The sequence below is a fragment of the Acinetobacter sp. YH12106 genome (genome assembly GCF_013418995.1).
In the GTDB taxonomy this organism is placed as follows: Bacteria; Pseudomonadota; Gammaproteobacteria; order Pseudomonadales; family Moraxellaceae; genus Acinetobacter; species Acinetobacter pseudolwoffii.
The window spans coordinates 1-14,880 of sequence record NZ_VPAV01000012.1 but is presented as its reverse complement, the minus strand read 5'-3'; the positions used below and the strand labels follow the sequence as shown (position 1 = coordinate 14,880).

13 protein-coding genes and 1 pseudogene are annotated in these 14,880 nt (G+C 45.6%); 4 read left to right on the top strand and 10 right to left on the bottom strand.

The features are described from left to right. Positions 1-126: 126 nt before the first annotated feature. Entirely contained in the window at positions 127-2,694 is a 2,568-nt protein-coding gene (gene plsB / locus FTU45_RS10035; protein ID WP_180076352.1) for a glycerol-3-phosphate 1-O-acyltransferase PlsB, read from the top strand. A gap of 139 nt (positions 2,695-2,833) precedes the next feature. Here the strand turns inward: plsB and FTU45_RS10030 are convergent, their stop codons facing one another. After that, positions 2,834-3,649: an NAD-dependent epimerase/dehydratase family protein gene (locus FTU45_RS10030; RefSeq protein WP_005094173.1), complete on the bottom strand. Its 816-nt coding sequence runs from the start codon at positions 3,647-3,649 to the stop codon at positions 2,834-2,836. Between the two features lie 33 nt (positions 3,650-3,682). On the opposite strand from FTU45_RS10030, the gene recG reads away from it, so the two are divergent. Both recG and FTU45_RS10020 read left to right on the top strand, forming a co-directional pair. Next, a complete protein-coding gene (gene recG, locus FTU45_RS10025; RefSeq protein ID WP_005094175.1) occupies positions 3,683-5,728 on the top strand; it encodes an ATP-dependent DNA helicase RecG in 2,046 nt (681 codons plus the stop codon). Beyond that, on the top strand, positions 5,715-6,350 hold the full coding sequence (locus tag FTU45_RS10020; RefSeq protein ID WP_100329359.1) for a ComF family protein: 636 nt from the start codon (positions 5,715-5,717) through the stop codon (positions 6,348-6,350). Before recG ends, FTU45_RS10020 begins: the two co-directional genes overlap by 14 nt. Positions 6,351-6,353: 3 nt before the next feature. Here the strand turns inward: FTU45_RS10020 and FTU45_RS10015 are convergent, their stop codons facing one another. Together FTU45_RS10015 and FTU45_RS10010 are read right to left on the bottom strand one after the other, a co-directional pair. Further along, a complete protein-coding gene (locus FTU45_RS10015) occupies positions 6,354-6,755 on the bottom strand; it encodes an NUDIX domain-containing protein (protein ID WP_159138636.1) in 402 nt (133 codons plus the stop codon). Between the two features lie 31 nt (positions 6,756-6,786). Beyond that, on the bottom strand, positions 6,787-7,377 hold the full coding sequence (locus tag FTU45_RS10010; RefSeq protein ID WP_005094184.1) for a TIGR00730 family Rossman fold protein: 591 nt from the start codon (positions 7,375-7,377) through the stop codon (positions 6,787-6,789). A 152-nt stretch (positions 7,378-7,529) separates the two neighbouring features. Here FTU45_RS10010 and FTU45_RS10005 point away from each other — a divergent pair, with 152 nt between their 5' ends. Beyond that, positions 7,530-8,543, top strand: coding sequence for a CorA family divalent cation transporter (locus FTU45_RS10005; RefSeq protein ID WP_005168743.1), 1,014 nt, complete (start codon positions 7,530-7,532; stop codon positions 8,541-8,543). Positions 8,544-8,867: 324 nt separating this feature from the next. Here FTU45_RS10005 and FTU45_RS10000 read toward each other — a convergent pair whose 3' ends face one another. From FTU45_RS10000 to FTU45_RS09970, 7 genes and pseudogenes are all read right to left on the bottom strand, one after another. Next, a complete protein-coding gene (locus tag FTU45_RS10000) occupies positions 8,868-9,158 on the bottom strand; it encodes an STAS domain-containing protein (RefSeq protein WP_100329361.1) in 291 nt (96 codons plus the stop codon). Positions 9,159-9,173: 15 nt separating this feature from the next. Continuing rightward, the gene (locus FTU45_RS09995) at positions 9,174-9,806 is read right to left on the bottom strand and encodes a phospholipid-binding protein MlaC (RefSeq protein ID WP_005094187.1); all 633 of its coding nucleotides are present in this window, start codon (positions 9,804-9,806) and stop codon (positions 9,174-9,176) included. 18 nt (positions 9,807-9,824) lie between these two features. Continuing rightward, entirely contained in the window at positions 9,825-10,502 is a 678-nt protein-coding gene (locus FTU45_RS09990) for an outer membrane lipid asymmetry maintenance protein MlaD (protein ID WP_005094188.1), read from the bottom strand. Further along, on the bottom strand, positions 10,502-11,281 hold the full coding sequence (gene mlaE / locus FTU45_RS09985) for a lipid asymmetry maintenance ABC transporter permease subunit MlaE (RefSeq protein ID WP_074383590.1): 780 nt from the start codon (positions 11,279-11,281) through the stop codon (positions 10,502-10,504). Before mlaE ends, FTU45_RS09990 begins: the two co-directional genes overlap by 1 nt. Then, entirely contained in the window at positions 11,278-12,096 is an 819-nt protein-coding gene (locus tag FTU45_RS09980) for an ABC transporter ATP-binding protein (protein ID WP_180050836.1), read from the bottom strand. The genes mlaE and FTU45_RS09980 overlap by 4 nt, the downstream gene beginning before the upstream one ends. A 404-nt stretch (positions 12,097-12,500) precedes the next feature. Next, the gene (locus FTU45_RS09975) at positions 12,501-14,378 is read right to left on the bottom strand and encodes a DEAD/DEAH box helicase (RefSeq protein WP_005168750.1); all 1,878 of its coding nucleotides are present in this window, start codon (positions 14,376-14,378) and stop codon (positions 12,501-12,503) included. Positions 14,379-14,760: 382 nt separating this feature from the next. Further along, positions 14,761-14,880, bottom strand: a pseudogene (locus FTU45_RS09970) (IS30 family transposase); the annotation flags it as partial.

Here is a 14,880-nt window from a genome sequence, read left to right as displayed (position 1 = left end):
CACGCTAAAATTAGAGCACTTCTGTTGAAGTTGTTAAAAAAAGATATATGGTTTCGCTTTGGAAACCCGCAAAAATAAATCCCCTCAGAAGTCCTGTGGTTTTGGTCAGTAAAATTAGGAGCAGCTATGTCCAAGAATGGCTTTGGTCAAATGTATCGCAAGCTTTCAAGTAAGCTACTTGATCTTGTGGTTACCCCTCATGTTCTTGGGGAAGTACCAAGTGAAGTGACAGCACCTGAACCTGATCAGACCGCGGCAGAATCGCGAAAGCTGGTCTGTTACGTTTTACAGAACCATTCGCGTAGTAATGCGTTGGTCGTCGATGCAGAAACCCGCCGTTTAAAGTTGCCAGCTGCGCTCGATCCAATGCAACTGGGCAATAGTAAGGAAAAAGCTTCGCTGCTGTTTTTACAGCATCATGATGAAAATAACCTGCTCAGCTCACCGCCGCATGCGTTTCCGCCGCGCCTGTTACGCCTGATTGAAATCCTGGAACAACATCCTGAGCTGGATATCGAACTGGTACCAGTCACGGTGCTTTGGGGACGTGAACCTGAAAAAGAAGATTCCTGGTTCAAACTGCTATTTACCGATACCTGGTCTACGCCAAGCCGGGTCAAGCAACTGGTCAATATCGGCCTGCATGGTCGTCAGTCTTATTTAGAGTTTCATGAGCCACAGTCGTTACGTGCCATGATTGACTATGCCAAAGAAACGCATCCAAATTCAGCGCCGGCGACTTATATTGTCAGCACTTTAAATGACTATCTGGATGGTCAGCGCGAAGTGATTCTCGGGCCGGATCTGTCTGACCGTCGCAATGTCATGCATGGCCTGATCAAATCCCCAGATGTACAGGCAGCTATTCGCAATGACAGCATTCGTAGTAAAATTTCGATGCTGGAATCCGAACGTCGTGCCATTGGCTATCTGAACGAAATCGTTTCCGATTATTCTCACTCGACTGTACGTTTTGCCGACAAAGCCCTGACCCGCTTATGGACGCAACTGTATGACGGCGTAGAAGTGCATAACTTCAGTACCGTGCGGGAACTGGCCAAGGATTACGAGATTGTCTATACCCCATGTCACCGTAGCCACATCGACTATTTATTATTGTCTTATGTGATCTATCGTCGTGGCTTGATGGTGCCGTATATCGCTGCGGGCGATAACCTGAACATGCCTTTTGTGGGTCAGATTTTACGTGGTGGCGGTGCCTTCTTTATCCGCCGTACTTTCCGTGGCAATGCGCTCTATACCACAGTCTTTAAAGAATATTTATATAGCGTTCTATCACGCAATACCCCACTGGAATACTTTATCGAAGGTGGTCGTTCACGTACTGGTCGTTTGCTACCACCTAAAACTGGGATGCTGGCGATGACCGTGCATGGTCATTTACGCGGCAAAGCCAAACCAATTGTCTTTGTACCGACCTATATCGGTTATGAACGCCTGATGGAAGGCGGCACTTATGTCGGTGAGATGAGCGGCAAGCCGAAAGAAGCCGAATCTATTTTTGGTATTGTCAAAACCCTGCGCAAAATTGAACGCATTTTCGGTAAAGTGCATCTGAATTTTGGTGAGCCGGTATTTCTGGATGACATCCTGAAACAGCATGGCGCAGAAAATATTAAAATTGAAAAGAACGATGATCCAATTCCACAAGCAGTTTCTGATGCAGTAAACAGCTCTGCGCAAGCGATTCTGGAAAATATCAACCGTGCAGTGGTGATCAATCCGGTATCGCTATTATCGTTGATCCTGTTGGCGACACCGAAACATACGCTGGATGAAGAAATCTGTATCAAGCAGCTTGATACTTATCGTACCCTGCTGGCGGCATTACCTTATGATGAGCGGATGGAAGTTACCCCGCTTTCAGGCAAAGAAATTATTGCCTATGCAATGAAGCTGAAACTGATCAAGCGGGTAAAACATGTGCTGGGCGATATCATTGCCATTGAAGATAATCAGGCAGTTTTGCTGACTTATTTCCGTAACAATATCGTGCATTCCTTTGTGCTTCCGTCATTGATTGCAGCACTGGCTGAACACAATGGAACGATTCGCCGTGATGATGTCGTCAACATCAGCAGCACCCTGTACCCATTCCTAAAAGCAGAGCTGTTTTTAAAATGGCGTGAAGATGAGATTCAGGATCAAGTCAATGCGCATATTGATAACTTGATTTCTGCCAAACTGATCACGCAAGATGGTGAAAATCTGCTTGCTCCGGCACCCAATACTGAAGTCCATCATCAGCTCGAAGTTCTGGCTGCACCAGTGACTCAAAGTCTGGAACGTTATTACATGACTTTGGCACTGATTACCCAACGTGGTTCAGGCAATATTTCGACCCGTCAGGTTGAAGAATTGAGCTATCTGGTTGGTCAGCGTTTATCAGTTCTATACGAATTCAATTCGCCTGAATTCTTCGACAAAGCCCTGTTTCAGAGCTTTATTAAAGTCTTAACCCAAAAAGGTTATCTGTGTACCAATGACGACAATGCCATTGTTTTTGATGAGCAGCTGACCAACGTAGCGCAATATGCAGATCTGGTACTGGATGAAGTGAAATTACAGATGCTGCATCACATCACCGCCTTTACCGATGAAGAACTCAAAGAAGCACTTGATGCAGTTGCGGCTGAACAAGCCAAGAAACGTGCCAAGCGCAAAAAGAAGTAAAGCTTTTATTCTCTCTCCTTTCAGGAGATGGGAAGCACTGCTTCATAAGGGGGATGAGAGGGAATTTAAAATCCTTCCCCTTCTCCCCAGCTCTCTCCTACAAGGAACGGGAATTTAATCCTCCCTTTTTAAAGGGAGGTTAGGAGGGATTACTTTTCCTCATTAGTTCCAAATAATCCTCAAAACAATCTGTACGCTTTAATTCAAATCCTGTTTTTTGCATCCGAGTGGCATAGAGCTTTTTACCGGTGACCTGCTCGCTCTCGAGCTTAAGTACAGGCAGCCCCATCTGCTGCTGAAACCATTGCAAGACTTCATGTAAAAGCTGTGGCTGGTTATTGCTCACAATATAAGAAGACTCAGGATGTTCCACGTGAATCATCTGTGACAAGAAATGTGATAAATCTTCGATATGAATCCGGTTTGACCAGTGCAGATTTGGATAGCTGGTCATAGATACTGCCATTTTTTGTAAGCGCTCTACCGATGTTCCATAAATTCCACTTGGGCGAATGATTGTACATTGCTCAGGATAAGCCGCTAAATAGGCCTGCTCCATCCGATACAGGATTTTTCCTTGCACATCGTTGGGCTGTAGAGGCGTTTCATCATTGATATTTTCTCCAGCATTTTGCCCATAGACCCGTGTCGATGACACCACCACAATCCGCTGCACTGGATGCTGTTTCAAGGCAGTCACAATCGGCTGAACTGAATCCAGATAGGTGTACTGATAGCCTTCAACCGTACTTTGTTTTGGACTAAGCAATACATAGACCCAATCAATCGGTGTGACTGTCGTTAAATTCAGTTTATGCACATCTTGAATCAGATGAGTTGCAAAGGAATCTGTTTTGGGACTTGAGCTAATTGTGCTAATTTGATGACCTTGCTCAAATAGTTGTTTAGCAACACGCCGGGATGTTTTACCATAACCGATAAATAGAATATGCATTGAGCACCGAATCACGAATCTGGTTGAGGGGACATGGCTGCAGTCCATCAGTTACAAGGCGTTGGCAATGCCGCCGCTGCATTACTTGAAAAATTAAATATCTTCAATACTGATGATTTGCTTTTTCATCTACCACGTGACTATGAAGACCGTAGCACGATCATTCCCATGAATCAATTGAGCGTGGGGCGTAGCTATTTGCTCGAAGGTATCGTCAAAGGTGTGGATTTCCCGCCGGGTAAACGCAAGTCCATGGCTGTATTACTGGATGATGATTACGGTAAAGTCACTTTGCGTTTTTATCATATTTATAAAGGCATCACCGATCGCTGCAAGCTCGGTCACCGTTTAAGAATTTTTGGTGAAGTCCGGGTCGGTGCGCGCGGTCTGGAAATGTATCATCCCGAGCTGCAAGTCATTACTGAAGATACCCCGCTACCGCAAACCCAACTTACCGCGATTTACCCGGCCACTGAAGGTCTGACCCAGCCAAAAATACGCGATTATATTCAGCAGGCTTTGGCTCAGTATAGCGATCATCTGCCTGAACTGCTGCCAGCAAAATTTAGCAATGGTTATGCGTTAAAACAGGCACTGGAATATATCCATCATCCGCCAGTCAATGCCAATATGTTACAACTGGCACAAGGCTCGCATCCCGCACAGCAACGCCTGATCTTTGAAGAACTGGTGGCGCATCAGATCAGTTTATTGACCCGGCGTGCCTTTATTCAGCAGGTTGAAGCCCCTTCATTTGCACCGAGTAAAACCTATGCCAAACAGCTTCTGGCCAGTCTGGCTTTTGAAATGACCGGTGCGCAAAAACGTGTATCCAAAGAAATCGCACAAGATTTAAAAGCCAATAAACCAATGTTACGTCTGGTGCAAGGCGATGTCGGTGCCGGCAAAACATTGGTGGCCGGTGTCGCAGCCTGTCATGCCCTGGAAGAAAGCTGGCAAGTGGCGTTGATGGCACCTACCGAAATTCTGGCCGAGCAGCATTATCTCAACTTTAAACGCTGGTTTGAGCCACTAGGTCTTAATATCGCTTGGCTGTCCGGCAAGCAAAAAGGCAAAGCCCGCGCCGCAGCGGAACAGGTCATTCGGGACGGGAGCGCCCATCTGGTGATTGGCACCCACGCCCTGTTTCAGGAGAATGTCGAGTTTGCCAAACTCGGTCTGGTGATTATTGATGAGCAACACCGCTTTGGAGTCGATCAACGTCTTGCACTCAGAAATAAAGGCCTGGATGGCATGTCCCCGCATCAGCTGGTGATGACCGCAACCCCGATTCCCCGCACCTTGGCCATGTCGGCTTATGGTGATCTGGATACCTCGGTGATTGACGAGCTGCCACCGGGTCGTACCCCGATTCAAACGGTGACCATTCCACTGGATCGGCGTGAACAAGTTCTGCAACGTATTGCGACGAATTGCGCTGAAGGCAAACAGGCCTATTGGGTCTGTACCTTGGTGGAGCAATCCGAAACTTTAGATGCCCAAGCCGCGGAGGCCACTTTTGCCGAAATTCGGGAACGCTTTCCTGCGCTGAATATCGGTCTGGTACATGGCAAAATGAAAGCCGATGAAAAACAGGCGGTGATGCAGCAATTTAAGAATAATGAATTACAGCTACTCATTGCCACCACCGTAATTGAGGTCGGGGTCGATGTACCCAACGCTTCCATTATGGTGATTGAAAATGCCGAACGTTTAGGCCTGTCACAGCTACATCAGCTACGTGGTCGGGTTGGCCGTGGTGCCAAAGCCAGTTTCTGCGCCCTGCTATACAAGCATCCACTATCGCAAAACGGTCAGGAACGCTTAAGAATCATGCGTGAAACCAATGATGGTTTTATGATTGCCGAGAAAGATCTGGAATTGCGTGGGCCGGGTGAATTACTGGGGACTAAACAAACCGGCGATATGAATTTCCGCGTGGCCAAACTTGAACGCGATGATCACCTGCTCAATCAGGCACATTATGTGGCGCAGCAAATTTTAAAAGATTATCCAGATCAGGCTGAGGCGTTATTACAACGCTGGCTACCGGAAGCACCGCGTTATGCCTATGTTTAAATTACTGGCACAGGGAATCTCCAAGCTGAATACGCTTCAGCCCTGCCAGTTGTGTCAGACTGATTATCAGAGCATTTATTCAGTCTGTCAGGATTGCTGGCAGCAGTTGCCGTGGATACATCAAACCATTCAGCGTCAGGAAATGCAGTTTCAGATTGCCTGCGATTATGCCTACCCGATGGATCGGTTGATTCAGCTGTTTAAATATGAACAGAAGCTGCATCTGCAAAACTTACTGGCCGGTACGCTGTTGAGTTTAGAATTACCCAAAGTCAGTGCAATAGTCCCGATGCCGATCTCGACTGAACGCCTGGCCGAACGCGGTTATAATCAATCTCTGGTGCTGGCCAAGCATGTGGCGAAAAAATTGAATGTTCCCATCTGGCAACCTATTAGCCGGCTGAAACAGCATTCACAAAAAGGCTTAAGCCGTCTGGAAAGAATCGAAGATATCCAGTCGCAATTTCAGATCAGTACACCGTCTAATATTCGTTACCGACGCGTGCTAATCATTGATGATGTAGTGACGACTGGCAGTTCGATTCTAGCGCTCACTCGAAAACTTGAAGAGCTAGGCTGTCAGAAAATTTATGCAGCCTGTCTGGCAGGTGCACAAATCTAAAATTTAAGCTTGGGCGAGTAAATGTGACTTCACCCAAGGAATCACAATTTCAGTGGTCAAGGGTGCCAGTAGCACCTCGTTTTCATCCAGATCAACCCATTTCATTTCAGCGATTTCTGCTTCAATTTTAGGTGCTTGATCGAGACTTACCCAATAGACATAACTCACCAGTTGATGATCAGGTTCATTGGCAGTCTGGGTTTCAAAACGGCCAATGAATTGCTGAATCTGGGCTTGCGTGCCAATTTCTTCCTGAATTTCACGCAACATGGTGGCTTCTGGGGTTTCATTTGGCTCCAGCTTGCCACCGACCTGCATAAAGCAGGATGTTCCTTGCTTGCGAACCACCAGCAGTTGCTGCGCTTCATTTAAAATAATGGCTGCAGCCACCGTAATCACTTTCATTTATTTTCTACAATTGCGTATTCTAGATAACTTATTTTACAAGGTCGGTCTGATCAACCATACCCCATTTGGCTTCAGGCGGCTGATAACTTTCGAATTGGCGCAAAATATCGTCCAAATCATCACTGATAATCAAAGCCTCAGTGAAACGTGATTTAGTAAAACCCTTCTCCGTGGTCATACGGATGAATTTAATCAGGTCATCATAAAAACCATCGGTATTGAGAAAAGCACAAGGCTTCTGATGAATTCCCAATTGTGCCCAGGTCCATTGTTCAGAAATCTCTTCCAGTGTTCCTGCACCACCGGGAATGGCAATAAATCCCTGGGCCAGTTCCGACATCCGGGTTTTACGCTCATGCATATTATCCACCACATACAGCTCGGTAATATGTGGATGTGCCAGCTCACGATTGACCAGCTGCCTTGGAATCACGCCAATCACCTTACCGCCCGCCGCCAATGCACTATCAGCCACAATACCCATTAAGCCAGAACGACCTCCTCCATAAACCAGCGTTTGCTGTCGTGCCGCCAGAGTCTGACCGACTTTTTCGGCAACCTGCGTATAAAGAGGATCCGAGCCAAGCGCTGAACCACAAAAAATTGCGATAGAATTCATCATTTCATCCTCTAATTGACGCCATATTGTACGAAATCGCGGCAAGCGCGCTTTTTACCAAAATAACTGCTTAATATCAGTGTTTTTATTCAATTCCTTGTCTAAAATACACCCATTCCAATTCACATACTGCGCCCGGGAGAAAAGACAGCATGCTTGAAGCCTTTTACGCCACAGAGCGCGGTAGCTTAGAAGATATCACGATTAATGGTGATTTCGACCTGCATCCAGATTTAGTCTGGCTTGATCTGATTGCGCCTTCACAGGAAGAGCAGCAATGGATTCTAGATGCCTACGAGCAAAATTTACCGACCTTAAAATCGCTGGAAGATATTTCCTCGAGTGCCCGATTTTACCGTGATGATGACGGTATTTTGCATATCAGCACCTATTTTTTAACCAAGAATAAAAACTATCAGGTCGAAAACGAACACGAAGATGAATCCAGTATGTTGGCAACAGTACAAACCGTTGCATTCATTCTGCACAAGGATCGTCTGTTTACTTTGCGTGGTGAAAAACTGGTGGCTTTTCGCGCCTTTCGTGCCCGCGCGCGCCGCAATGATTATGAAATCGATTATAAAGATCCGACCTGGATTTTATTGGGCTTACTCGAAGCCAAGCTGGATGAGCTGGCCGACATTCTGGAAGATGTGCATAAAGATTTAGAGAAATATTCAACTGAAGTGTTGAATAACCGCCATCGTGAACAGATTCTGGATCTGGATGACATGATTACCCGCTTGGCGCAACTTGAAGATATGTTGGGTAAAGCGCAACTGTGTTTAATCGATTTACGCCGCGTCCTGACCTTCCTGTCGCGTCCACGCGCCTTGGGCAGTCATATTTATGATGCGGATATTCGAGAACTGAGTGAAGATGTGCGCTCGCTGGTCGAGCATGATGCTTTCTTGTTCCAGAAAGTGCGTTTCCTGCTCGACACCACATCCGGATTCATTAACACTGAGCAGAACGATACCATTCGTCGATTCTCGATTCTGCCGAGTATGCTTGCGCCACCAATGCTGATTGCCAGTATTTACGGTATGAACACCGAAGTGCTGCCCTTTGCACAAGGCACCATGAGTTTCATCATGGTCAGTATTATTTTAATTGGCTTCCTGATTGGCCCATTAATTTACTTTAGATGGAAGAAGTGGATCTAGAATCCCTCCTAACCTCCCTTTTGAAAAGGGAGAGATGTTTCCTGTCAGGGAGAGGTTTTTTATTAGATATCCCTTTCTAAGTCTCACTTGCTCTTTAATTAAAGTGAAGCGCAAGAAATGCCTGTATTTAATTCATATTTATTTAATCCCTCTTCAACTTCTCTTTAAAAAGTGAAGAAAATGGTTAGGGAGGATTTTTACACCCCTCTCTCTAACTCTCTCCCTGAGGCAGAGAGGACGTGCAATCCATATTTAGATCTATTTGATTTGAATGATTTCTTAAAATTTGATCACAATAAAAAAGCACCTTTCGGTGCTTTTCTTTTACTGAACGATGTTTAAATCATCCTGCAAATGGCTGGCCTGAATGATATTCATCATTTTAGCAGGAACAGCTTTAAACTGTAGCCCTTGAGCCTGAGGAGTCTGGCGCAGCCAGCGCACCAACACTGCCAAAGCCAAAGTACTGCCACTTTCAAGCTCAGCCAGATTAACCACAAGTGGAAACTTGCTTTGTGACTGGATCACACGCAGACCATTTAAGTAATAGTCCTGTGCATTGTCATAGTCAATCTTGCCTGAAACCTGTAGTTCCTGATCCTTGAATGTAATCACGGCTCACCTGTTTGATTATTTCTTGTCGATTGCAGCTTCTGCATCCGGTTTAAAGTTGGCAATTGCTTTATCAATATTACCGCCATTACGTTTTACCGTCGCAGCAAACTGGTTACGGAACTGCAAACCCAGGTCAATACCCGATACGTTGATGTTGCGGATTTTCCATTGTGAACCCTTGTCCACCAGCTGGAATGCTACTGGAATTTTCTCGCCTTTGTTATTAAAGTCGATGGTCACAACAGGGTTTTTGCTGTTGCTGGCCTTGTAAGGACGCACGCTATAAGTCTGATTACTGAACTTGGCAAAGGCAGAACCATAGTTTTCAATTAAGGTTTCACGGAAATTCTTTTCAAACTGCGCACGCTGTGCCGCCGTACTATATTGGTTCGTGGCATACGTGCCCATCACAATACGTGTGAAAGACTGAGAATCAATATACGGATCCAGATTCTGGCGCACAATGCTTTTGACCAAAGCTGGATTTGATTGCAGTTTTGCATTGTCAGCTTTGAGGCGCTCAATTAAACCATCTGCTACTTTTTTAATAAAAGCAGGTGGTGCTTCAGACGGTGCAGCAAACACTGTACCAGCAACCATTGTTGAAAGAATGCTTACTGCAAGCGTTTGTTTTACTAAAGTCTTCACTGAATTCTCCTCAATCTATTATTCAACAAATGCAGGTTCTGCATCTGTTGTTTCTGAAACTGTCGTCTGTTCCGATGTAGTTTCTTGACTATCTGACGATTTGCCGGCACCACCAGTAATAAACTTCGTCACCAAATCTTCAATTTCCATGGTGCCTTGGGTATTGGCAATCTGATCGCCGCGTTGCAAATAGCTCAGACCACCACCTGGAATAATTTTCAGGTACTTTTCACCCAATAAGCCATTGGTCGCTACCATAATATAAGCATCTTCATCAATATTGGTGATGGATTTCATGTTAGCTAACAGTTGTTTTTCCATGTCTTTTTGTTGCGCAGGTGTCGCTGCTTCATAGTCCGAGCTGTAGCGTAACTCGTCCAGAGCTTCCTCTTGAACTTGCTTTAATTGTTCAGCATTAAATGAGGTCAATGAGCCATCTAAAGTCATATGTACGGTTGCCAGACGCGTTACAGGATCCAGGGTAATCTCATCGACCTGTCCCACTTTCACCCCGCTTAAAGCGACTTTGGCACGTGGCTTGATGCCATTCACATTTTCAAAAGTTGCCGTCATTTTATAGCTGTCGGAAATATTGCTGCCGACCAGACCACTGACACGCATCGCTAAAAAGAATAAGGCAATACCAAATAAAATAACAAAAACACCAACGGCCAGCTCACTAGTACGTGATTTCATTAAACACCTCCGAACATGACCGCAGTCAACACAAAATCAAAGCCTAAAACGCACAGTGAAGAATAGACGACTGTACGCGTTGTAGAAGTTGCAATACCTTCCGATGTTGGTACACAGGCATAGCCTTGATATACCGCAATCCAGGTACACATTAATGCGAATACAAAACTTTTAATAATAGTGCCATTCAAGACATCTTTATAGAATTGCACGCTGCTTTCCATGCCGCTCCAATAAGCGCCTTCATCAGCCCCCAAAAAGTCTACACCGACCATTTTGCCGCCCATAATTCCGACTGCGGCAAAGATCACCGAAAGCATAGGCAAGCTGAAAATCCCCGCCCAGAGACGTGGCGAAATCACCCGCTTTAAGGGATCCACCCCGATCATTTCCATACTGGACAATTGTTCAGTGGCTTTCATCAGACCAATTTCTGCGGTCAAAGCCGAACCGGCACGTCCTGCAAACAGCAAAGCCGCGACTACAGGTGCTAATTCACGCAGCAAGGTCAACGCCACCGCTGTACCAAGCATGGATTCACTGCCAAAGGTCGACAGAATACTGAACATCTGCAAGCCAAGCACGGCACCAATAAACAGACCAGAAACCACAATAATCAGCAGGGACAATACCCCGACCCGATACATCTGATAAACAAATAGTCTTAGCCCAAGCCAGGTCGGCATGGAAAATAAGATCTGCAACAGCATCAGGGTTGCGACCCCAATCCCCTGTACACGTTCAATAACGCGTCTACCTAATGCGGCAATTGCATTCATGAACGTACCTCATCACTTAAGTAAGCCCGATGACTAAACTGATAATCGACTGGACCTTCCACCGAACCCGTCAGGAATTGCTGCACAAAAGTTGAAGGATGCACTTTTAGCTCTGCCGGTGTCCCCTCGCCCTGGATCTTGCCTTCTGCCACGATATAAATGTAATCAGCAATGGATAAGGTTTCTGTCACATCATGCGAGACAATAATCGTGGTCAGATCCAGTGCTTCACGCAGAGAGCGGATTAAACGAGTCAACACCCCCATCACAATCGGATCTTGTCCGGCAAAGGGTTCATCGTACATGATCAGTTCAGGGTCCAGCGCAATCGCCCGGGCTAAAGCCACACGTCGGTTCATACCACCAGACAGTTCCGATGGCATCATTTGCTCTGCACCGCGCAAGCCGACGGATTCCAGTTTCAATGCCACGATTTCCTTAATTAGATGTTCTGGCAGTTTGGTATGGGCCCGAATTGGAAACGCGACATTTTCATACACGCTCATATCGGTAAACAAAGCACCGCTCTGAAATAGCATACCCATCCGTGCACGTGCTGAAAAAAGTTCGGAACGTGACATCGAGGCAATATCTTTGCCATCCAATAAGACCTGACCATGCTCAGGCGTCAGCTGCCCACCGATCAATCTTAATAAGGTGGTTTTACCGGTTCCGGATGGCCCCATAATGGCGGTAATCTGCCCACGACGAATATTTAAACTCACGTCGTCATAAATCACGCGCTCGCCTCGTTTGAAGCTCAAATTCCTGACTTCAATCAAAGACTGAGTATCTCGCGCTGTTTGATTTTTCATAGCTGAGTTTATTCCTACATTTTTTCAGCATGCATACTATAAAGGAACGAAGTTCAAAATGTTAGCAGTTGAAAAAGGTGGGTGAATATCATAAAAAGATGACAACAATTGATTATTTCTTGTTTTTTATAATAAAAATATGTACTTAGGCTTAAAATGACTAGATTGATTAATTAAAAACACTGTATAAATAATAGATAATATTACATAAAATCAAAGTCAATGCGATATATGGCATATGCACCTTTATCAATTGAGATCGAGCGGCTAAACTTTTCATATTAATAATTATCATAACCCTGACAAAATATGAATTAGTAGACATTTTACGTTAAAAAGCAAAAAACTCAATGCATAAAAAACCGGTATTTCTACCGGTTTTTTATCTTCATCTAGCGACTCTATTAGTCGTTAAATTTACGACGTGGACGATCTTCACCACCGAACGAACGTTCACCACGTGGTTTGTCATCAAAGTTGCGACGTACTGGACGATCACCGAAATCACGTTTTGGACGGTCATCACCGAATGAACGCGCTGGACGATCACCGAAACCACCTTCACGACGTGGAGCAGGACGATCACCAAAATCACGTTTTGGACGATCACCATAACCGCCTTCACGAGCTGGCTTGTAATCTACACGGTTGCCACGGTTGTCATCATTAGAGCGAGGACGGTCACCAAAACCACCTTCACGACGCGGAGCTGGACGATCACCGAAGTCACGCTTTGGACGGTCATCAAACGAACGTTGTGGACGGTCGCCAAAACCACCTTCACGACGTGGCGCTGGACGGTCACCAAAGTCACGCTTTGGACGGTCATCAAACGAACGTTGTGGACGATCACCGAAACCGCCTTCACGACGTGGCGCTGGACGATCACCGAAGTCACGACGTGGACGATCTTCGCCAAATGCCGGACGTTCGCCACGTGGTTTGTCATCGAAGCTACGACGTGGACGATCATCACCGCCTTCACGACGTTTGAAGTTGCTTTCGCCTTCAAAACGACGACCACCGCCAAAACCACCACGACCGCCATCACGACGACCGCCGCCATCACGACCACGACCACGACCAGCGCCATCACGGCTACCACGTGCAGGAGGTGGAGATGGCTCAAGACCTTCGATTTCAGATACGTTTAAACGCGCATCAAGGAAGTCTTCCAAAGCACGGATTTTGCCACGCTCACGGTAAGTTGCAAGTGTAATGGCTTTACCAGTACGACCGGCACGACCTGTACGACCAATACGGTGTACATAGTCTTCGTTCTTCATTGGAAGACCGAAGTTAATTACGTGTGAAATGGTTGGTACGTCAAGACCACGAGCAGCAACGTCAGTTGCAACCAAGATCTTCGCACGACCTTCACGGATGCTGCGTAAACGACGGTTACGAACAGTTTGTGGCATAGCACCATGCAGCGCTACAACTGATAGGCCTGCTTCAGCAAGTTCTTCAGCCAACATATCTGTGTCTTCTTGAGTTGACGCAAATACAACTGCTTGATCAACGTCTTCTTCGTTCAACCAGTGAGTAAGCAGTTTTTTCTTGTGCTCGAAACCGTCAGTCCAATGCAAAGTCTGAGTAATGTCAGTATTTGTAGAGTGACCAGTTTCAATCGAAATACGCAGTGGATCATTCATCATGCGTTCTGCAAGTGTAATGATACGTGGTGCAAACGTCGCAGAGAACATTAGAGTTTGTTTACGGTTTGCAGCCAACTCACCAATTGCTTCTAAGTCTTCAGAGAAACCGAGGTCAAGCATACGGTCAGCTTCATCGACGATTAACGCATCAACTTTATCAAGTTTGATTTGACGGCGATTCACCAAGTCAAGTAGACGACCTGGAGTTGCAACAACAACTTGCGCGCCTTTTAACTGTTGAATTTGCTTACCGAAAGGCATACCGCCCATGATTGCAGCAATACGAACACCTTTCATGTGACGTACAAATGCAATTGCGTCTTGACATACCTGTTGTGCCAATTCACGAGTCGGTGAAATCACCAGAATATTCGGTTGAGTAACCGCTTTCATACGGTCTTTAAATGGTACTAATGTATCTTGGCTTGCCAACGCATTTAAGGTAGGAAGCAAGAAAGCAGCAGTTTTACCAGAACCTGTTTGGCTTGACACAAGAAGGTCTTTACCTTCAAGTGCAGCTGGAATCGCTTGTTCTTGTACAGGAGTTGGAGTAGTAAAGCCTAAAGCATCGAGAGCCTGGGTTAGAGATTCGTCGAGGGAAAAATCAGCAAAAGTTTTGCTCATAGAGAGTGTTCACCCTGAAGTGGGTGCTCCATTAAATAAATTACAATATGGACATCGGCAAAAAGCGGCACAGCAAATAGAGCTGAAAAAGTTAGGATTCAGCAGCGATCCGAATAACGACGATGTGGATATAACGCACGTATATGATTACGGCCGCAAACCTGAAGGAATCGCTTAAGCGATTGGGGCGCGAAGGATATGTCCTCTCTATGGACAGAACGCGCATACAATGATTAGAAGATAGTGTTCAGGTAAAGAACGGAAAATTAAGTGCGTGGCAAGATTATAGCAGAATAATCAACAATGTCATTAAGTTTTCAAATAAATTTGCTTTATTTGTGATTTATATATGAATTTCATAGACTTAAATATGAAGGCGGATTCAAGCGGCAAGTGCAACAGTATAAAAACCAGCCATAACTTCACTAGGCGTATACCAACCTAGTGTTTTTCTAGGACGATGGTTGAGTGCAAATTCTATCTGCTCTATTTGTTCGTTTGA

Bases quoted from the DNA above. Each gene is read 5' to 3' on its own strand.
- plsB (WP_180076352.1), top strand. From the start codon at position 127: ATGTCCAAGAATGGCTTTGGTCAAATGTATCGCAAGCTTTCAAGTAAG.
- FTU45_RS10030 (WP_005094173.1), bottom strand. From the start codon at position 3,649: ATGCATATTCTATTTATCGGTTATGGTAAAACATCCCGGCGTGTTGCT.
- recG (WP_005094175.1), top strand. From the start codon at position 3,683: ATGGCTGCAGTCCATCAGTTACAAGGCGTTGGCAATGCCGCCGCTGCA.
- FTU45_RS10020 (WP_100329359.1), top strand. From the start codon at position 5,715: ATGCCTATGTTTAAATTACTGGCACAGGGAATCTCCAAGCTGAATACG.
- FTU45_RS10015 (WP_159138636.1), bottom strand. From the start codon at position 6,755: ATGAAAGTGATTACGGTGGCTGCAGCCATTATTTTAAATGAAGCGCAG.
- FTU45_RS10010 (WP_005094184.1), bottom strand. From the start codon at position 7,377: ATGAATTCTATCGCAATTTTTTGTGGTTCAGCGCTTGGCTCGGATCCT.
- FTU45_RS10005 (WP_005168743.1), top strand. From the start codon at position 7,530: ATGCTTGAAGCCTTTTACGCCACAGAGCGCGGTAGCTTAGAAGATATC.
- FTU45_RS09990 (WP_005094188.1), bottom strand. From the start codon at position 10,502: ATGAAATCACGTACTAGTGAGCTGGCCGTTGGTGTTTTTGTTATTTTA.
- mlaE (WP_074383590.1), bottom strand. From the start codon at position 11,281: ATGAATGCAATTGCCGCATTAGGTAGACGCGTTATTGAACGTGTACAG.
- FTU45_RS09980 (WP_180050836.1), bottom strand. From the start codon at position 12,096: ATGAAAAATCAAACAGCGCGAGATACTCAGTCTTTGATTGAAGTCAGG.
- FTU45_RS09975 (WP_005168750.1), bottom strand. From the start codon at position 14,378: ATGAGCAAAACTTTTGCTGATTTTTCCCTCGACGAATCTCTAACCCAG.